Source organism: Streptomyces sp. CNB091, assembly GCF_000377965.1.
Genome location: NZ_KB899011.1, coordinates 55,947 through 76,087 on the forward strand (window position 1 = coordinate 55,947; position 20,141 = coordinate 76,087).

9 protein-coding genes are annotated in these 20,141 nt (G+C 68.9%); 2 read left to right on the top strand and 7 right to left on the bottom strand.

The window, feature by feature from the left end:
- The first annotated feature begins 205 nt into the window (after positions 1-205).
- Positions 206-4,006, top strand: coding sequence for an ATP-dependent DNA helicase (locus D581_RS0131405; RefSeq protein WP_026291080.1), 3,801 nt, complete (start codon positions 206-208; stop codon positions 4,004-4,006).
- A gap of 79 nt (positions 4,007-4,085) precedes the next feature.
- On the opposite strand, the gene D581_RS0131410 is transcribed toward D581_RS0131405, so the two are convergent.
- The 6 genes from D581_RS0131410 to D581_RS0131435 form a co-directional block, all read right to left on the bottom strand.
- Complete coding sequence (locus D581_RS0131410; RefSeq protein ID WP_018961088.1) at positions 4,086-6,248, bottom strand: DEAD/DEAH box helicase; 2,163 nt, start codon at positions 6,246-6,248, stop codon at positions 4,086-4,088.
- On the bottom strand, positions 6,245-7,594 hold the full coding sequence (gene brxD, locus D581_RS0131415; protein WP_018961089.1) for a BREX system ATP-binding protein BrxD: 1,350 nt from the start codon (positions 7,592-7,594) through the stop codon (positions 6,245-6,247). Before brxD ends, D581_RS0131410 begins: the two co-directional genes overlap by 4 nt.
- Positions 7,591-10,452, bottom strand: a complete 2,862-nt coding sequence (gene pglZ / locus D581_RS0131420) for a BREX-2 system phosphatase PglZ (RefSeq protein ID WP_018961090.1) — start codon at positions 10,450-10,452, stop codon at positions 7,591-7,593. Before pglZ ends, brxD begins: the two co-directional genes overlap by 4 nt.
- Positions 10,452-14,498 (bottom strand): BREX-2 system ATPase PglY family protein, encoded by a 4,047-nt coding sequence (locus tag D581_RS0131425; RefSeq protein ID WP_199787859.1) that lies wholly within the window; start codon positions 14,496-14,498, stop codon positions 10,452-10,454. Before D581_RS0131425 ends, pglZ begins: the two co-directional genes overlap by 1 nt.
- Positions 14,499-14,769: 271 nt before the next feature.
- Positions 14,770-15,231: a hypothetical protein gene (locus D581_RS01000000138000; RefSeq protein ID WP_018961092.1), complete on the bottom strand. Its 462-nt coding sequence runs from the start codon at positions 15,229-15,231 to the stop codon at positions 14,770-14,772.
- On the bottom strand, positions 15,231-15,614 hold the full coding sequence (locus D581_RS0131435; protein ID WP_018961093.1) for a hypothetical protein: 384 nt from the start codon (positions 15,612-15,614) through the stop codon (positions 15,231-15,233). The genes D581_RS01000000138000 and D581_RS0131435 overlap by 1 nt, the downstream gene beginning before the upstream one ends.
- Before the next feature lie 175 nt (positions 15,615-15,789).
- Between D581_RS0131435 and D581_RS0131440 the strand changes: the two genes are divergently transcribed.
- A complete protein-coding gene (locus D581_RS0131440) occupies positions 15,790-16,083 on the top strand; it encodes a winged helix-turn-helix domain-containing protein (protein WP_018961094.1) in 294 nt (97 codons plus the stop codon).
- A 42-nt stretch (positions 16,084-16,125) separates the two neighbouring features.
- Here the strand turns inward: D581_RS0131440 and pglX are convergent, their stop codons facing one another.
- Complete coding sequence (gene pglX, locus D581_RS0131445; protein WP_486585897.1) at positions 16,126-19,977, bottom strand: BREX-2 system adenine-specific DNA-methyltransferase PglX; 3,852 nt, start codon at positions 19,975-19,977, stop codon at positions 16,126-16,128.
- Positions 19,978-20,141: the final 164 nt, after the last annotated feature.

Sequence of the window (20,141 nt, forward strand, 5' to 3'; positions counted from 1 at the left end):
CGATCGCCATCACGCCCAGGAGGGTCGCCGCCACCGTCCTGGTCGAGAATGCGAGGTGGCAACCCGCGTCGGACGCCCCGCCAGGTGCCTCGCCCATGGAGGGGCGGCCTGGTCACGGTCGATGTCTGCGCAACCGAGCGCGGGCGAAGGCACCAATAGGCCTGAAGACCGGACTGTGTCGGTAACAGGTGATAGACCTCCTGCCATGACTGGCATTCAACACCTGTCGATGAGGGTTCCGTGGCGGGACCGCCCATGGGACCAGTTCATCTGTGATGACCCGTTGGGGAACTCGTCATGCACCTTGCTCACCGCGATCGGCAAGAAGCGAGACGACTCGTTCGAGGTCGCCCACGCCAGCGCCGGGATCGACATCCTCGATCAGAACCGGCTCCCCTGCCTGAGCGAACGCGCGACGTTCATGTCTCCACTCGGCTACACGGTCCTCAAGCAGCATCCGTACCAAGATAGCCGTGCCCTGAAGGGAAAGCTCCACGACACCCGCGTCACGCTTCCCGGCTACGCCTTCGAGGCGGTTCCCTTCCGCTGGATGAACCGCGAAACCCTCGCGCACGAGGTCGGCCATGATCGGGTGCCCTCGTTCAACCATGTCGCCGAGGACGCCGTTGACACCGCGCTGAGCTCCGCCCCTCCATGGGTGATGGACGGAGACAACCAACGCGCCGTCATGGAAACCTTCTTCGAAGCCGTCGCTCCGGGTGACTCGTTGGTCTTCGCCTACCTGAAACACTCGCCGTTCCAGGAGCAGCGCACCGACCGGCTGCTGGTGGGCGCCGCGCGCATCAGCCGCGTCACTCCGCCGCCGATGTGGAACCAATCAGGAGACCCGCCTTTCAGGTCATCCATGTGGGAGACGGTTGTCGAGCACTCGCTCCGGACCGATATGACCGACGGCTTCCTCCTGCCGTACCAGCGGATCGTCTCCCTGATGGACGAGGGCATCGACATCGACAAGGCGCTGGCGTGGGCGCCCGAGGGCCGTGTCGTCGAGTTCTCGTACGTCACCGAGCACCTTTCCGACGATGCCGCCATCGAAGCGCTCACTTCTCTGCAGTCGGCCGCCGAGGGCATGCGGCAGCTGGGCGTACCCCTGCCCGACGCAGGCCTCACATGGCTACAGGCCCAGATCGAGCGTCTTTGGCAGCTGCGCGGCCCTGTTCCCGGGCTGCCGGGTTTCCTCAGGGTGATGGGCGTCCAACAGCCGTATGCGGCGGCGCGAGCGGTGATGGCAGAAGCGGGTGACACGACTGACCCATGGGATCTCCTCCACACCGTCTTCGCCGACCCGTCCCGCGCGCCGGGTGGGATCAAAGCACATCTCGGCGCCCTCCAGGCAAGAATCTGGCGGAAGGTGCCGCCGCAGCATCAGGCTGTGCTGCGTCTGCTGTCCGGGTTCGACATCTCTCCGGCCCAGGTACAGATGCTGATCGAGGGCAACACCGACATCGAGATGTCGGCCGAGGAACTGCTCCAGAACCCGTACTTCGCTTCGACGTGTACATACGGCTCCGCGGACCACGTACCGTTCACCACCGTTGACCGCGCCCTCTTCCCCCCGCCCCATGTCACGTGGAAGTCTCCGGTTCCCGATGACGTCGCGTTGGAGGGCCCCCACGACCGGCGTCGGATCGAGGCATTGCTGACCGACGTTCTCGAAGGACGGGGGCGGCAGGGCGACACCGTCGTACCGGCAGGTGAGGCCATCGCGCTGGCGCTCGACGTGCCACTCGCCCAACCGCCCGTGCTGACCAGGATGATCCTGGAGGCTCAGGGGCTGGACCAGGACGGCATCCACGAGTGGGAGGACTGGTCGCCCCTGGCCAGCGTGTCTCTCGCCGACGGCACTCCCGCGTACAAGCTCACCAGGTTCGACGAAACCTCGTCCGTTGTCCGGGACTGGATCACGGCTCAGGAGCAACGGCAGAGCCTGGGTCCGGTACCCGACGCCAGACAGATGCTGGACAGTGCCCTCGACCGCAACCAGAACGTCACGGGCGAGCTCGACGAGCTGGAGGAGCGCGCGCGCACCGAGAAGGCCACCGGCCTCTCGGCCCTTCACGACGCACCCCTCTCGGTGCTCATCGGATCAGCGGGGACCGGCAAGACCACGCTGCTGCGAGCACTGGTCGAATACGTCGGAGCGGCCGCGGGCAATGTCCTGCTCCTGGCCCCCACCGGCAAGGCGAAGGTTCAGCTGGAAACGAAGGTGAAGCTACCCGCCAGAACCCTGGCGTCGTACCTGAGCGCCACCCACAGGTACGACGGAGAGACCGGCCGGTACCTGGTGCGGGGAGACGAGCGACCGCGGCACACCTATGCGTTGGTGGTCATCGACGAAGCTTCGATGCTCACCGAGGAGATGCTCGCGGCCACCCTCGACTCCTTTGCCGGGGTCAAACGGATCATTCTCGTCGGCGACCCGCGGCAACTGCCTCCGATCGGTGCCGGCCGGCCCTTCGTCGATCTCGTCAACAAGCTGCGGCCCGAGAGCTTCCCCGACTGGGTACGGGTCGCACCGGGATACGTCGAGCTCCAGGTGCCCCGCCGCCAACTCGCCGACGGAAGCCACGGCACCCGGCACGACCTCGAACTGGCGGCCTGGTTCGGCGACAACACTCGGGGGGCGGGTGACGAAGCCATCTGGGCGGACTTGACCGACAACCCCGACCTGCCCAGCGTGCGCTACGTGCCCTGGGGCGACAGGTCCGCCGTAGAGGCACTGACGGACGAGTTGGGGCGCAACTTGGACCTCGACGGTGCCCCGGACCCGGCGCGGGCCTTCGCGCTCACCTACGGCGGCGTCATCCAGGGCGACTACCTCAATTGGCAGTTGGGAGCGGGCGTGCAGGCCGAGAACTGGCAGATCCTCTCCCCGACTCGCTCCCGGGCGTTCGGCACGGTCGAACTGAACCGCCACATCAAGCGCACCTACCGGTCGGGCGACACCAGGTGGGCACAGCAAGTCCGTCGAGCCAACATCCCGAAGCCCATCGGGCCCGAGCTGATCGTGCGCGGCGACAAGGTTATGCAGACGACCAACAGGCGCATGAACGCATGGCCCAAGCAGAACGCGCTGAACTACGTGGCCAACGGCGAGATCGGCGTTGCGATCGGGCTCACCGTACCGAGGGCGAAGACGCCCAAGTCTCAGCTGCGCCTCAGCGTCGAGTTCTCCTCGCAGGAGGGGTTCCAGTACGCGTACCGGCCGACGCAGGCCGATGACGCGCCGCTGGAACTGGCATGGGCGGTTACGGTCCACAAGTCGCAGGGATCCGAATTCGGTACGACTTTCCTCATCCTCCCTGCCCGGGCGAACGTCTCCCGGGAACTCATGTACACCGCCCTCACCAGGCAGAAGGACAAGATCGTCATTCTGCACGAGGGCACGCTCTCCGATCTGCGCGAGCTTGCACAGCCCTGGCGCTCGGAGACGGCCCGGCGGCTGACCGATCTGTTCGACGCGCCGCATCCGGTAGCACTCGATATCCGGGGAACAACGCGTCGCTTCGACCGCAAGCTCATTCACGTGTCGGCGAGCGGCATCCCGATGGCGTCGAAGAACGAGGTCATCATCGCCGGCATCCTGGACCGGCTCGTCCCCGGCCACTGGCAGTACGAGGGGCCTTTCACCGGGATCGACGGGCGGATCGTCCGGCCCGATTTCACGATCACGACCATGGATGGACGCACGGTCTACTGGGAACACGCGGGAATGCTCGACCTGCCCGACTACGCCCGGAAGTGGGAACTCAAGAAGACCTGGTACGCAGAGAACGACGTCCTTCCACACATACAGGGTGGCGGACGGAACGGTTCGCTCATGTGGACGGACGACCTCAACGGTGCTGACGCACAAGCATGGTCGGCCTTTGCGTCCGAGGTCCTGGGTGCAGCGCCGACAACGCCACCGGTGGTCATGGCCGACCGGCCCGACCGGGCGCGAAGAGCAGCCAAGAAGACCGCACGACGGCGCCCCGGCTGCTGAGGACTGTCCCGACAGCCCTCAGTTTGATCTTTGCCCCCGGGGTCCGAACGGCTCGTCCGGTGGCAGGCCCTGATGTGGGCTATGTGTGGCTCAGCGTGATGAAGCGCGCCGGTTCGGCGAGGACGGTTCCGGCGCCCTTCTCGTCCACCATGCGCGCGGCGAGGGTGGCTTCTGCCAGGCGGGGAGGCAGAGCTTCTCCGAATTTGAGGCCACGGATCGCCCTGCTGCTGACATCCGGCAGGCACAATCCCGCCTGGGTATCCGCGCGGGCCGTCTGCCAGACCTGATGCGTGATGTCGTCGCGGAGCCGGATCCACTGGTCGCTGACACGCCGATGCGGGGCCGCCACCGAAGCCAGCGAGGCAGCCAGAGTCGCGTTGGCGCGGTGGCCCGCCCAGGTCCACCAGCGGACCTCACCGTCATGATGCCGACTGACCACCGTGCCGCCGGGGTGGACGACGTGCAGGTGGGCCTCACGCGCTTCGGCGAGTTTCGCCGTTGCTCGGGCGGTGAGGCGGATCGGTGGATCCTGACCGAGGAGCACGTCCCGGGCAGCACGGGTCAGCTCGAAGGAGCGGATACGCTCTCCGCCGAAGCCGTTCCAACGTGCGCGGCCCCCTTCGTCCGCAGGTTCCACGAAGCAGCGCTTACGCGTCCAGTCGATGTAGGTCACCAGCCAGTTGCGGCCTGCGAGGAGCAGCTTGCGTGGGCCCTCGATCTCCTCGGTGAGCAGGTCGGGGTCGGTGCGGCCGATCTCGTTCCTGCCGTTGAGTACCGTGAACTCCGGCGGGGCGGTGAACATCGCGGTGAGGTTCACGAAGTGCCGATGCCCGTAGCGTCGTTCTGCCTCCGGTCCGATGAACAGCAGTCCGCCGTCCTGATCCAGATATCCCTCGTCGACCAGATGACGGACGACGGGCAGCGCGCCAGAACCGAAGGGGCCCATACCGCCCCACCACTCCTGCCACAGGTTCTCCCCCACCCGGTGTTCCTGGAGGCACAGGGCCAGGAGCTGCTGGGCCACCAGGTGGCGGGGCTCAGGCGGAGCGACGACGGGTTCGACCCAGCCGCGGGACCACTGCAACAGAAGGGCTGCGGTCGCCAGCAGACCCTCGGGTTCGAGTGCGAGGAAGAGGCAGTTGCGTGTGGTCCCGGCCCGGCGCCCCGTGCGGCCGATGCGCTGGAGGAAGGAGGCGACCGTGGACGGCGCGTCGAGCTGGATGACACGGTCCAGGTCGCCCACGTCGATGCCGAGTTCCAGGGTGCTGGTGGAGACGATCACACAGTCGCGTGCCTCGGCGAAGGCCTCCTCGGCACGGCGCCGTTCGTCCACGGACAACGAGGCGTGGGACAGGAACGTCGTGATGCCTTTCAGGCGCAGTTGTTCACCCAGTTCCTCGACGGTCCGGCGCGTCTCGCAGAAGACCAGGCGCTTCTCACCGCGGTGCAGGCCCGCGATGACGGTGGCGGCGTTCGCGACGGAACCGACGTAGTCGAGTTCCACATCGCCGGGCGGCGGCCCCGGGACAGCCCGCTCCTGTGGCCGCATGTCCGCCCGATGCGCTTCGGCGAGGTGCGGTGCCACCACCCGCGCGGGCCGACGCCCGTGTCCTGAGCCCTGAAGCCAGGTCAGCAGCTCGTCAGGATTGCCGATGGTGGCGGACAGACCGACCCGTTGGAGAGGTCGGCCGACGATCCGGCTCAGACGCTCCAGGACAGCGAGCAGATGCCATCCGCGATCATCGCCCGCGAACGCGTGCACCTCGTCGATGACGACGGTGTGAAGTCCGGAGAAGAAGGCACGGTGGTCGACGTGAGCGCTGACCAGCATGGACTCCAGCGACTCAGGTGTGGTGAGCAGGAGGTCGGGACGCTGAGCGAGGATCCGGCGCCGTCGGCCCGTGGTGATGTCGCCGTGCCACAGCTCGGCCGTACGGCCCATCCATCCGGTGTAGGTCCGCAGCCGTGGATGAAGGTTGTTGAGCAACGCCTTGAGCGGACACACGTACAGCACGCTGGTGCCCTTCCAGCCGTGCCGGTTCATCCGCGTCAGCAGAGGGAAGGCCGCCGCTTCGGTCTTTCCCCCGGCCGTGGGCGCGAGGAGCAGAGCGTCTTCCCCACCCAGGAGCGGCTCGATCGCTTCTTCCTGGAGAGGGCGCAGCGAGCGCCAGCCGAGCGCGTTGACGATGTGGTGGCCGAGAACGGGGTCCAGGAGGTCGAAGACGTCGGCCGGTTCTCTCATGAATCGGCCGGATCGTCAGGCAGTTCCAGGGCGATGTCTCCGGCACCGTGCGCGGCGCTACGTTCCGTCTCGTTGAGCTCGCCACTGTTCAGCGTGAGTGCGTAGTGCGTACGGGGGTCGAAGTCGGGAAACTCGTCGACCCTGTCGAGAACATCGGCAACCAGTTTGCGCAGATACAGCCGCGGGGCGATACCCACCTTGCCGCCGAGGGATCCGGTGACGGCGCGGGCGAGGTCGTCGAGGTAGGCGTCGTCCACCCGGTCCGCGAGCCGCTGAGGGTGCCGGGCCGCGCCGGCGTACAAATCCCGCACCTTGCGCCCGAGTTCCCCTAGCGAGTCCAGGTCGAATCCGGCCAGTCGTAGCTGGACGGCGCGGGGCGAATCGAAGCGGGTGTCGGTCGTGAAGTCGGTGGCCAGCCGTTGGGCGAGGGGCGCAAGACGCTGGACGCCCTGCTGTCCGTCGTAGAAGGCCGGCGTGCCGGTGATGACGAGGAAGAGACCGGGAAAGCGCCCGGCGTCGATCTCGTCGAGAAGCTGACGCAGCGCGTTGAGGGACTTCTCCCGGACATCGCCGCGCACCCGCTGAAGGGTCTCCACCTCGTCGAGGACCAGCAACAGCCCGGGGTGCCCGCAATCCCGCAGGACGGTCAACAGCCCTTGGAGGAAGCCGAGGGCGCCGAAGTGGTCGAGGTCACCACGGATGCCTGCGGCGCGCTTGGCCGAGGCTGCGACCGACTTCTGCCCGCCCAGCCACGCGATCAGAGCTTCGGCGTGCGCGCCGTCACCGGCGGCCACCGCTCGGCGGTAGCCGCGCAGGGCGGCGGAGAAGGCGGGGGTGGTGCGGGCGACATCGGCGAGCCGGCGTTCCAGCAGCTCGTCGACGGCCCGAGCCAGCGCCTCCTCGTCCTCGTCGGGGACTTCACCACCGGCGAGGACCTCCTCCTCCAGGGCGTAGAACCAGGAGTCGACGACCGCTCTGAGGGCGGACGGCTGATGGGTGGCCGTGGTGAGCCGTTCGACGAGTCGGCGGTAGACGGTCTCCAGGCGGTGCAGGGGCGTCTCGGTCTCGGAGATCTGCACCTCGCTCACCGCGAGCCCGCGCCGCTTGGCGCGTTCGGCGAGCCAGCGGGCGAAGAATGTCTTGCCGGAGCCGTACTCACCCCGCAGGGCGTGAAACGCTGAACCTCCCCGGGCGGCGACGGACAGGTCGTCGTCGAGGGCCGCTTCGAAGCGCTCCAGACCGACGGCGAAGAGCCCGAGGCCGTTCTGCGGCACGGTGCCGCGCCGCAGTGCGTCGGTCACGTCACGTCGCCGCACGACGCTGACGTCGGATGCCGGTGCGTTCATGCCGTCGCTCCGAGGAACTGCTGCTCCAGAAGTGCCTTGTCGAGCTGGACGGTGCGTCCGGACTCGACGAGCTGGATCACGGAGTAGCCGTCGATATTGAGGAGGCGCTCCAGGACGGTGGCGAAGCGCTCCGGGTTGCGCTGCGAGCGGCCCGTGGCAGCCTGAGCGGCGGCGGCCACCGCTCCGGGGGACAGCTTTCCCCCCGCCGTGAGCAGAGCGTCGAGCACGGCGGCGACGGCCCTGTCCGGGGGCGCACCACGGACGAACTCACGCTGGGACCGGTAGGAAGCGGACCGTACGGCGCGTGCACCGACGCTGTCCTCACCGGACGCGTCCGGAGCCTGCGTCTCCGGGGCCTGCGTCTCCGGGGTCGAGGTCTCCGGCCGCCTCCCGAGGACCACCGTCGTGTCGGCGTCCGCGGCAGGCTTCACGGCTTCCACAGCCGACCCGGAGGACTCGACGGCCGCCCCTGCGGCTTCCGCCGTCGGCGGCTCGACCTCGATGGTGAAACTCCTCTCGTCGTTCCACCAGTCCGGCGCGATCCGTTCGGCCGGCAGCAGGGTCCACCCCTCGGGCACCAGGTCCGCGGACGGCACCAGGGTGATCACCGGCACGGTGACCTCCGCGAGGGAGGCGCCTCCGTGATAGCCGGCCTGCCGGGCGGTGTAGCGGACCTCCTCGTTCCAGGCGAGGGTGATCCGGCCGCGCACGCGTGGGCCGGACACCTCGATCTCGCCGTCCCCGGCGGCCCCGGTGCGCCATCGAGCACCTTCGGCCTTGTCCGCCTGGGGCCGCTGCCCGTGGCCGCGCGGGGTGCGGTCGATGATGTGGCCGTGGTCGGAGACAAGAAGGACCGGACGGCCGTAGTTGCGCGCCTCGTTCAGCAGGTCGGGCAGTTTGCCGATGTCCTCGGGCGCCCACCGGCCCCGGGCGCCCTCGCGCCCGTCGGCGAGCGCGTCGTCGACGGTGTTGAGAACGACCCCGACGATGTCGTCGGAAGCGAGCGCCTGGAGCACTTCGGGGGCCAGCCGGTGTCCCGGGGGCCCTTCGTACCCCCCTTTGTGGAAGAGCTGAACAGTGCGGTGACGCTTCTTCCAGAAGGCGGCGAACCCGGCACGCTCGGTGCTCTGTCCGCCCTCGGCGGGTCGGCCGCACAGGAGGGAGGCACGGCTGATGGTCGTCACGGACGGCAGCATCGACACGGCTGCCCGGCGCGAGGCTTCCTCGCCGGGGCGTGGCTTGGGAACCACCTCGGTCCATGCCCGCCGGTCGAGCGCACCGGCGAGCTGCACGGCGACGTCGGCGCTCATGCCGTCGAGCACAAGGATCAGCGGTCGGCCGCGCTCGCGGTCGGCCGCCGGGACGGGTACTCCGCTGCCGTCGCGTTCGATCGGCCTGCTGAGCGGCACGGCGGCTTCGGCCAGTACCTCCTCGATGAGAAGCGCGCCTCCGGGGGCCTGTTTGGAGGCGCTTTCGCTCCAGAGGGAGAGCCGGTCGGCGAACTGCTCGTCCAAGGCGGCACGTCGGGCCCGTACGGCTCCTATCAGCCGCTGGTAGGCGTCCGCGACGGCCGGGTCCTGTGAGGTGTCGCCCTCGGCCAGGATCCCTACGGCCATGTCGGCCCAGCCGAAGGACGTCATATGGCGGTGGACGCCTTGTGCCACCGACCGAACCGGCTCCAGGGGCTCCTGAAGCCAGCGGCCCAGACGTACCGCTGTGCGGGCGTTCTCGGTGGAGTCGGCGTACAGCGCGGCGAGGTGGTGCCCGGTGAGGTCGCGCAGCGCGGTCCCCGCGTCGCTCGCGGGGCCGTGCAGGATGCTCGCGAGGTGGCGCAGCCGGGCCCGGTAGCCGGAGGGAAGCAGCCGGTCGGTTCCGGTCAGGGGTCCGAGACGGGCGTCGTCGGCGAGCCGGTCGGCCCGGTCGAGGATGTCGAGCACCCGGGCACGGGCGTCGGCCCGCTGCTGCCCGTGGCCTTCCGCCTGGGCGATCCAGCGGGTGAGAACACCGGTGACAGCGTCCGCGAAGGGGCGCAGCGCGTCGAACGAGGCGAGCGCGGGGCCGAAGAGAGTGCCGAGTGCGAAGCCGGTGGATTCGGGCGCGGAGGAGGCGAGCGCCGCGGAGGCGAGCGCGCCGAGCGGCAGAACGTCCGCGCCGCGTCCGTCGGCGGCGAGGGCCAGGAGGGTGGGCGCGGCCGGTCCGACGGTCCGGGCGAGCCAGTCGCTGAGGCCGTCGCGTTCAGGGACGGACAGCGCGGCGTAGCGGGCGGGGCCGGTGGGCGTGCGCGTCCAGGCGAACAGCGTGTCGGCGTCCAGGTCGAGCGTGTCCGCTGTGGTGTCCCCGAGGCCGAGTCGTGCGGCGAGAAGGGTGCGCACGGCGTGGTCACGGGTGAGTACGGCTCCGGCAGCCGGCCATCCGTCGGCCGGTTCGGCTTCCAGCAGTGCGTCCAGGAGCCAGCGTTCACCGGCCATCCGGGGGTCGGCGTCGGTGGCGCCGAAGAGCTGCTTGACGATCTCGGCGCGGTCCACGGCCAGGGGCCGGTGACGGACGGCGTGGGCCCGCAGGTCCCAGCCGAGCTGGTCGGCGGGGACCGCTCCGGTGACGACGAGGACGCTGTCTCCGTCCGGGTCGTCCTCGGTGCGGTGGCGCTGCCAGACGTCACAGATTCCGAGCGGGGAGTCCTGGTCGGTGACGCGGACCCGGCGGCTGCCGTCCCCGACGCGCACGGTGAACTCGGTGTCCTGCCGGGGGCCTTCGTAGGTGGCGTCGACGAGGACGAGCCGCCGTCCCGCCGCGTCGGGGAGCTCCGTTTCCAGCAGGACCTCGATGGCGCGCCGGCCCACGGCGGGGCGCGTACCCATCAGCGGTGTCCTTCCGTACCGGCTCCGATACCGTCGGGGGAACCGGGGCCCGCCCCCGAGCCGCCCGAGGAGCCGGGGCCTGCGGCGCCACCGGTCTGCGCACCGGGGTCGACGGCACGCCAGATGATCTCCACGGGCGTGTCGGGGTTCCCCGCCCGGAAGTCCTGGATCTCCTGTCGCACGGCCGCCAGTTCACCGGTGAGGAGCGTCTCCAGCCCGCTCGCTCCGGCCTGGACGACCCGTCGGGCAGCACGGGGACCGGGCAGCGCGGCACCTGCCGCGCCTTCGGCACCGGAACCGTTCGTCACGCCGGACGCCGGCCACAGGAACTCGGGCTCCGCAGATCCCGCCGACGGTTCCTGCTGCGAGGAGACCGCCGGGTTTCCGTGGTCGGTGAGGGAGATCGCCTCGGGCCCCGGCACAGGAGCCGGTGGCAGCGGTGCCGTCCGTTCCAACTGGAGCGCCGCGTCGAAGATGCCCATGGCGGTCGACCGCACCTCACGGAGCACGGGCGCCAGTGGCCGCTCGAACTCCGATGCCCGCACGGTCTCGGCGATGTGCTCGAAGAGCCGGCCGGCCCGGTCGCCGACACTGTCGTCCCGGTTCCGGAGGCTGTGGACGCGCTTCAGCACCGGCCAGTCGGTGGCGTCCAGGGCGGCGAGGACGTCTTCGGCGCTGTCCATGGTGTGGGCCAGTTCCCGGGCGGGGGTCTGGTGGGTGACGGCGGCGAGTTCCCTGACCAGAGCGGTCGCGTCGGTGCTGTGCCGCCCGAGCCGCGCGAGCACGGTCGCGGCGTCCCGCAGGGTCGCGGCACGCGGCGCGGACGTACCGGCGTCGAGGCCGATCAGCTCCGCGTGCCGGTCCAGCGCGCTGCGCACCCCCGCCACGTGCTTCTCGTACTGGTCCGCCTTGGCGCGTACGTCGGCGGCCAGCCGGTTGACGTTGCGTGCGTACGGGTGAGGCTTGGCGGGCACGCCGAAGAGGTGCGCGGCCCGGTCCCTGGCCTTCTCGTACTCCTCCGCGTCGGGCAGCGGAAGAGCCCGCAGCCGCCAGGGGGGGCCGATCGACAGGAAGTCGGGGGCCGTGCTCTCGGGGCCGGACTGGAGGACCCACGCACGGTCGTCGAGCAGGGCGTAGGCGGCGATCAGCAGGTTGGTGGTCTGCTTGTCCAGGCCGGAGTAGCCGAGGGGTTCTCCCGTGATCCAGCGGCGGATGTCCTCGACGGAGAGGTTGTCCCGCTCCTGGTTCTGGGCGGCGGCCTGGCCGATACGGGCACGCCAGTCCGCACGCAGGACGAGCGGGCCGTCGTGGACCGTGCCGAGTTCCAGCGGTTCGACGATGCGTTTAACGGTCGCCACGTGGTTGCTGTCGATCTCGACGCGCCCCCCGTCGTCCATGGCCCGGGTGATCCACTCCAGGGTGGTCCGCAGCTCGGCCGGGGTGACGGCCTTGCGCTGGCCGTGGCGGTCGGGGCCGAAGTCCGGGTGCTTGGGGTGCAGCGCGGCGAACATCCCGTCGGCGAGATGGACCACGTTGTCCATGAACTGCTTGCCGCCCTCCAACTCGGGGCGGGAGAACTGCGGCAGAAGCGACAGGACGTGACGGCCCTCGACCACCTCGACGGCCTTGGTGCCCTCCCTGGGCGCCGAGATGCCGTACACCTCGCCGAGCGAGGCGACCAGGGTGTGCGTGAGGGTGTCGCGGCCGATCTCCAGCTGGCGCCGGGCCTTGACTCGGTCGTCCGGCGCGTAGGTGCGGGTGTACTCGTCCAGCCGGTTGCGCTCCAGCAGGAAGTTGATCCGCATCAGCCGGCCGAGCTGCGCCTTGCGCTGCTCGGAGAAGAAGTCGGGCAGCCAGACCAGGGTGGCGGCGGACAGCCCGTTCTTCTTCAGCTCCACCACCCGCTGGTAGTCGTCGCTGGGGTAGCGGCGCTCGTCGTCGTCCCAGGGGTAGTCGACGACGAAGCGGATGTTCCCCCGGTCGGAGGGGGTGAAGTGCTCGTCGGCCAGCTCGCGCGGGTCGCGTACGTTGCCGAACACGAACTCCACGGTGCGCGAGGTCCCCCGCCAGACAATCTCCTTCTGGACGAGCAGGCTGTCCTTGACGCCGAACAGTTCCCACAGCCGGTCGCGCACCCAGACCCGGCGCACTCCGACCTTGTCCTCACCGCTGACGGCGTCGAGCAGCGGCTCGATGTCCAGGTCGGACAGGTGCAGGGAGAACACCGGGTCGGTCCGGCCCTCGGCGAGCAGCTCGCTGTGGAAGGTGCCGCGCAGCGCCTGCATCCGATCGGCGACCTTGTCGCCGGGCGGAACGGTCCGCGATCGAACGGAGCCGTGGTTGAGAGCGGCCAGCCGCGCTCCGGTGAGCCTGCGCAGCGCCGGTACGTCGGGGGCGAGCGCCGCGAGCAGCAGTGTCTTGACGAACCGGTCGTCCGCCAGGAAGTCGGGGTGGTCCGCCCGGCCGTACTGCTCCAGGAGATGCTGCTGCGCCTTGGTGTGGAACTTCTCGGCGGCGTCGGACTCGTACTTGAGCTGCTCGGTGAAGGCCGCCCCGGTGCCGTCGACGAGGATGTCCCACAGGTCGCCGAGCGGGATGAGCTGCCCGAGCGGCGCGTGCGCGTTCTTCTCCAGGAGCTGCTGGACCAGCTTCAGTCCGCTGCGCTCGCGCTGGAGGGCTCCGGAGAGCGCGACCAGCACGTTCAGCAGGGCGGGCGAGAGCGGGTAGACGGCACGGAAGTCGTCCCAGTTCGCGCTGGTGGCACCTTCGTCGTCCAGCAGGATGTCCTTGACCTGCTGGTTCGACCGGTCGATGCCCGCGAAGGCGCCTTCCAGGACCTCCTCCTGGCCCGGCTTCGCCTTGAGCACCCGCTCCTTGATGATCTCCGGGAGGTTGCGGTCCTCCAGGTTGATGACGGTGAAGCGCTCTTTCAGATACTCGAGCGCCTGCTCCATGTTCTGGACGTCGGATCCGAGGATGTCCTTGCCGACGAGCTGGGACAGGTCACGCTGCCGGGAGATGAACGAGACGATCGGCACCGGCCGGTCCGCGTTGCCGGACTCGATGAGCTTGACGAGCTTCTGGATCTCCTCGTTGACCCAGGTGCGCTCCCGCATCCGGGCCTGGAGCCAGAGGATCAGCTCGTCGAGGAAGAGCACCACCCCGTCGTAGCCGAGGGACCGGGCGTGCTTGCTGATCTCGCTGAGTCCGTCGTCCAGGGAGACGAACGCGTTCACATCGCCGGCCTTGCCGGCGGCGTACGACTTCATGGGCCCGCTGAGGAGAGCGGAGACAAGTCGCTTGCGACCCTCGTCGCCCGCAGGTGCGGCAAAGGCGGCGTCGAGCTCGGCGCCGGTCCACCCCCCGGCGGAGACGGCGCCGATGGGGGCCAGGCCACCCTCGGCAACGGCCGAGCCGATCGGTGCCAGCCCGTCGCCCTTCGCAGGCTCGGCAGCCGCGGCGGGCGCGGTCGGCGCGGCACTCCCGCTGGTGGGCAGCAGCCGCACGAACGCCTCGTCGCCGAGCGACTGCCGCATCGACCAGGCGTCGGCCAGCAGCCCGTCGGACTTGTAGACCGACGGGGTCGTGGCGTCCGGGCGCTCGGCACGTACCGCCCTCACGTAGCCGTCGAGCAGCGCGGAGTCCAGACTGGCGGCGCCGATCAGGTGGTAGGGCACCATCAGGAACTTCTTGCCCGGCAGCCAGTCGTTGTGCTCCCCGACCACCTCACGTAGCCGGGGCTTCTCCCTGGCCGCCGGGTCCCCGTTGAGCACCGCGTGCAGCACGGTCAGGAAGTGGCTCTTGCCGGCGCCGAAGGAGCCGTGCAGATAGGCGGCGTACGAGGTGTTCTTGCGTACCGCGCCCCGTACGAGCCGCAGTGCCTTGTCGAACTCTTTCGCCAGCTGCTCGGTGACCACGTAGTCGGCCACCGAGCCGGCCTGGGCGTCACCGAAGCCTTCGGTCAGGGCGACCTTGAAGTCGCCCGCGTGGGCGTCCTCCTTGATGTGGAGGACATCCCTCAGCACGACATCGCTGCCCCTGGCCATCAGCCGCTCCCGTTCACACCGCGTCCGCCCGGCCCTGCCGACCGGTCCCTCGACGGTCCGGGCCCGCCACCGGGCCCTCTTCACGTCTCCTCCATCCTGCCAGCTCGGCAGGACAGCCAGGGACGCCCCGGGGAAAGAGCCCGGACACTCCCGCCCCGCCCCGCCCCGCCCCGGTACGGGTACGGGTACGAGGGTGGACGAGCCACGCGCACGCCGTGGGGTGCGCCGGTGGGGGCGATCGGGGCAGGATCGGACGGCTCACCGGTTCGGTTCAGTCCGCCCCGGTGCCGTCGGTGTCGCCGGCGTCGCCGGTGCCCACGTCCCGGCCCACGGCCTCGCGCTCGGTCAGGCCCTCGCCCTCGTCCGGGCCGTCGTCCTCTTCCTCGTCCTCATCGGATACGTACGGCAGACGCATCCCACGGGACTCGGCGACCCGCAGCGCATCGCTGAGGCACTCGGCGAGCCTGATCCCGGCATAGCGCACTTCTCCGTACGGGGACATGGTGTCCCCCAGCACGGCGCGTGCCCGGTCGAGGACCTCGGCACCGGTCTCCAGCTGCTGGTCCTCCACGTCGTCGGCCAGCAGGGAGAGGCGGCTGCTCGCGTCGTCGGTGACCAGGTAGCACGGCTTGCCCCCGAAGGACGACCAGGGAAGCAGGCGGGGCGAAGAGGCGGCGTCCGGAAAGGTGGGCGGTCCGGCGGGGAGAGCTGCGGCGTTCGGGAAGGCGTCCATCAGGCCGCCACCCCCTGCGCCCCGAGCACATGCAGGTCGAGGTCCAGTCCGAAGTCGGCGGCGAGCACCAGGGCCATCCGGCGACGCCGCTGCGCGCTCTCCCGGTCCGCAGCAAGAAGGTACGGGCGCACCAGCGCGCTCGCCCCGCCGTCGAGTACGTGGTCCAGCCCGTACGGAGACCGGGCGGCGGGAAGGCGGCGGACGACGGGCCCGGGTGCCCCTGGGCGACGGGCCCGGCCGCAGGCGGTGGCGGGGCGCGCGGGGGTGCGGGCAGAGGTGCGGCCGGGACGCGCGGGGGCGGTTCCGGCACGGTGGCGGCCGGTACGGGGGCCGAGGATCAGCCTCAGCAGCCATGCGGTGGTCCGGCGGATAAGGTCGTACATGTCGACGCTCCTAGCTCAGCGTTGGCCGTGCCCCGGAGCCCTGCCAGGCTGCCGGGGTCTTCACTGTCTTGAACACTTTGCCCTAGGGCGCATTAGGTAGCAACCTGATGCACTAGGAAGCATACGGACGTTGCCTCATGTGGTGGGCTGCTTCGAGCCGCCTTAGCGTGCAGATATGGCTGACGACAGCGACTGGAAGCCCGACCCGACGAGCCACGTGTACGTGTATCTGCAAGTCGTGCACCACATCGCGGAACAAATCCGCAACGGCCGCCTCCCCACGGGCGCACGGTTGCCCGCCGAGCGCGACCTCGGCGAGCAGTACGGCGTAGCGGTCAACACCATCCGCCGAGCCGTCCGCGAACTGCGCGACCAGGGTCTCGTCATCACGGTCCCCATCAAGGGCACGTTCGTGCACGCCGAGGAGCCTCCCAGCGACGCCCCGGACAGGGAGAATCCCACCGCGTAACGTCTTCCCCGGCGCATCGAGGGCATCCGGCGAAGCGCGCCCCTACTCGGCGGCTTTCTTCCGGCCTGCCCGCTTCTTCTCTGGACGCCAGGCGCGGAGATCGTCCTGTGACAGGTTGCGGTCAACCGCACCACGGTTCAGGGCGGTCTGGAACTCCTGGGCGGGGTTGTCGCCCCACTCCTCGTCGTACGCGTCGTACCACTGGTGCACCCAGGGCATGATCTCCCGCAGCCCGGCGAGCAACGGAACGAAGCGCGGGTCGTCCAGGCTCCAGCCGTCCACCGAGGCACGGTCCATCAGTAGATTCACCAGAGCCTCGGCCTGATCACGATGGTTCCAGCCGGCCCAGCCGAGAAGGAGCGACGGGTCGTTATCGGTGGAGGCTCCGGGATAGGAGACGAACCGTTCCTTGGGCACGTCGAGCTTGCCCCGGTTCGACCAGTAGGAATGCTTGAGGAAGTCGGCACCGGTGTACTTCGGCGGAACACTGATGCCGATCCGTTCCCCGGTCCGGTCCTCCTCGCGCTGCTGCTCCCACACGTGCTCCCAGTCCTCACGCTTGCGCAGGCCGGACTCCTTGTAGCGGAGCGCGGCGAGGTACGGGACGTGCTCGGTCTCGATGACGGAGGCGAGCACGGTGGCGAGGGAGGCGTCACGGTTGTCGAGGTGGTCGGCGGCGTAGAGCGCGGCGACGGCCTGGACGTCCTCGTCGTGGCGCAGCGCATCGGCGAGCTGGAAGACGGAAAGCGTGCGGGGAGCGACAAAGTCGTTGCGCTCCTCGAACCACAGGTCCTTGCGCTCGGCGGCATCGAGCAGCCAGGACCGGAGGGCGGCGGCCTCGCGCTTCTTCCACGGCTCGGTGGACCAGCGACGCTTGTACTCGGGGCGCTCCAGGAGCCGGATGTCCCGGTTCGACTCGATGAGGTCAAGGCGGGCCTGCACGACCTTGCGGTAGGCCTCGGGCCAGTCGGCAGGGATCTCGGCGGTGGCAGTCTCCGTGGAACCATGGCGTTCGAACCATGCGGTCTCTGCCTCTTCAGCATCCACCTGGCGCTTGAGGGCGATCTCGAAGGCTCGCTCACCGAGGCGGAGTTGCGGCAACTCGGACTCGCCCAACGCTGCGTGGTCTCCGGGCAGTGTGGTGCGCGCGACTTCCTTGGACGTGAGCAGCCCGTAGGCCCCGTACACAGTCCAGTCCAGCTCCTCCTGGAGCAGGATCATGCGCGCACGGATTAGCTCCTGCGCCAGGGATGCGTCGCTGAGGGCCGCCCGGGTGGGGACGCCATCTACGGCAAGAGCGGAGGGCTCATGTTCCGCCAGCCTCTGGGCCAGTTCGTCGAGTTCCCACGTGTGAGCAAGCGGCAAGGATGGCGGGAGCGGGAACTCCTGCAGCTTGGTCCCCGTGAACTCGTAGAAACGCTCCCATTCACCACTAGTGAAACCGCCCCCCTCGCCCCTGATCCCCTTGTCGTGACTCACCTGCTTCAACCAGAAGCAGGCAGCTGAAGAGTTGAGAATCCCCATCAGCTCAAGATGCTGATCCTCAGTAGCCCCTTCCGGCAATTTGATCACCGGTGCGGTCTGCTTGAAGACCTTCCCACCGCGATCCAAAACAAAATGATTGTGTGTCGCCACAAAAGGGAAAGCGATAGAAAGCGGCTCCCTATACCTCCTCGGGAAGAACATGCTGTGATCAAACCAACGAAGACCTCGCTGCTCTGGCGTTTCACCGAAGTCCAACCGCCCTCGCAAAACCGTGCGATTGGGCCAGACGAATCGGTGCTCTGCACCCGAGATGCTCCTCGCCCTCCCTCTAACATTCGCGGGAGCGATCGTCGCATAGGGGAAGAGAGTGCAGGTGCTCGGGTGAATCCCGTACTCTCGCACCTCTTCGCCCAGGATGACGGGAACCGCCCCCAGCGACAACCCTCGAGTGCCAGCAGCAGACGGCGGCATGTAATACGCCTCGTCAAGTCCCGTGTGCGTGGTCCGCCCGATCTCCGCTACAGCTGCACCCAGGCGCCCGGGTACCCTTTCAATTTCTCCCATGACTCTGGAAGCGCCACCTCCGGATAGAGTCCAGGGAAATGCGGAGAATCGAACACGCTCAGCATCCTCTACGGAAACCCATTTAGATTCACACCCAGGCCTGGCAACATTCTCGACGATCGCCCGCCAAACCTTCCCTTGAGCAGCTTCAGGTGGTACACCAGCTTCCCCCTGCACGCCCAGCACAGCTCGAATAGGCTCCGCCTGTCGCGCGACCTGGTTCCGGCCGGCCAGAATCACCGTCGGCGTCCCATGCCCAGGGATATAGGCCCCGGACGTGTCAATAATGTGCGAAAGTTCCACGCCGCCGAAGTCACGCTTTCGCCGACTCTTCGGGTCCTTGTACGGCCCACCGTTGAAGAACGACTCAATGAGCAGCTTCCCGAACTCCCGCTTCATGAAGGAGTTGGAAGTGATCTGGCCGGTAAAGCCACCGTTTCGCTGGTCACCGAACGACCTGATCGCCAGTTCGAAAATCCGCTGGGCGAACGGCACCGACAAGGCGTACTGCCGTGAGCAGGCCCAGTACACATCCCGGTAGTTCTGGTTCTCCTGCTTGTCCTTGACCGTGATGTACGGCGGGTTCGCCACCACCACGTGGTACGAGCCGCGCCCCAGCAGGTCCGCGCTCTTCACGAAGTCCTGGACGTCCTCCGTCCGATACGTGAAGACCTCCCGCTCGACGACGTCGTCGAAAGTCCGCCCGTCCTCCTGGCCGGCCTCACGGCCGTGCAGCAGCGAGTCGCCCACAGCGATTCGGATCGGCAGCGCGGGAGCCCGGCGGAGCTCGCGCACCTCGCCCGCCTTCAGCGCCGCGACCAGAAGGCGGAACCGGGCGATGGAGGCCGCGTACGGGTTCTTGTCCGCGCCGTGCACCGACTCCAGGGCACGGCGGATCAGCAGCCACCGGTCCGTGCCCGGCTCCAGCTCACGCCACTTCGCGAGAATCCGCTCGAACAGGCCGAGCAGGAAGTGGCCCGAACCGCACGCGGGGTCGATGCAGCGCAGCCCGCGCACCTGCTCGTCCTCGTCGACCTCACCCCGCCAGCCGTCCGGCCTGTGCTTCCACACCGGGTCCAGGCCGAACTCCTCGACGGCCGGCTCCAAGGTGAGGTCGAGAATGAACTCCTCCACGAAGACCGGGGTCTGGAGCAGCGCGTACGTCTTGCGGGCGTACTCGGACAGGTCCTGGTACAGGTCTCCGAGGAAACGAGTGTTCAGCTCGGGGTCGGTGAAGTCGTAGCGGACCTCGTTGTCCGCACCTCGTTCGCGCCAGAAGGCCAGCAGTCGGGCCGCCGCCTCGTAGGAGGGAGTGACCTCGCCCATCGGGTTGTGCCGCTCGTCGAAGAGGCCTTTCGCCGTGGGGTGCGCGCTGGCGAGGGCGTCGAAGGAGGCCTTCAGCCAGTCACGGTCGTTCTGGTCCGGGAACCGCCGGAAGTGCTCCTCGTGCCGGTCCTGGGCCTCCAGCAGCCGCTCGCCGGGACCGGACAGCCAGGCGTCGGGGATCAGGCCGTTGTCCTCGCTGAACCGGACGAACACACAACCCAGGACCCAGGCGGCGGCGATCTGCACCAGGCGCCCGCCGAGCCACGTCCCGTAACCGTCACCCGTCCGGTCCGCGGCCACAGCCCGCCGGTGCTCCGCACGCAGCGGCTGATCGAACTCCTCGCCGCGTGACCGCTCATAGAGGTCCGACTCCAGCAGTGCGACCTGCTTCTGCAACTCCTTGAGCAGATCCTCGAACATCGCCTCGCGGTCCTGCGACGCACCCGTCGTCGTACGGGCTTCCTCAGACGACACCGGCGGAACCTCTTCCCATCCCTGACAAGCCTGCCGTGCGGTCACGGCGTGTGCGCCCATCCTGCCAGCACAACCACCCGCGCCCCCCGGCCGCGCCTGTGCTCGTGCCTCCGTACGGAATACCCAGGCGCACGCCCCGGGCCGAACACGACTCGGGCCACGTAAGTCAGGGCCGGACGCCTGTCACGCAGGGAGGTCACGCGGACATT

Coding starts and splice junctions, on each gene's coding strand:
- D581_RS0131440 (WP_018961094.1), top strand. CDS start 15,790: ATGGCTGACGACAGCGACTGGAAGCCCGACCCGACGAGCCACGTGTAC.
- D581_RS0131410 (WP_018961088.1), bottom strand. CDS start 6,248: ATGAGAGAACCGGCCGACGTCTTCGACCTCCTGGACCCCGTTCTCGGC.
- D581_RS0131435 (WP_018961093.1), bottom strand. CDS start 15,614: ATGTACGACCTTATCCGCCGGACCACCGCATGGCTGCTGAGGCTGATC.
- brxD (WP_018961089.1), bottom strand. CDS start 7,594: ATGAACGCACCGGCATCCGACGTCAGCGTCGTGCGGCGACGTGACGTG.
- D581_RS0131405 (WP_026291080.1), top strand. CDS start 206: ATGACTGGCATTCAACACCTGTCGATGAGGGTTCCGTGGCGGGACCGC.
- pglZ (WP_018961090.1), bottom strand. CDS start 10,452: ATGGGTACGCGCCCCGCCGTGGGCCGGCGCGCCATCGAGGTCCTGCTG.
- D581_RS0131425 (WP_199787859.1), bottom strand. CDS start 14,498: ATGGCCAGGGGCAGCGATGTCGTGCTGAGGGATGTCCTCCACATCAAG.
- D581_RS01000000138000 (WP_018961092.1), bottom strand. CDS start 15,231: ATGGACGCCTTCCCGAACGCCGCAGCTCTCCCCGCCGGACCGCCCACC.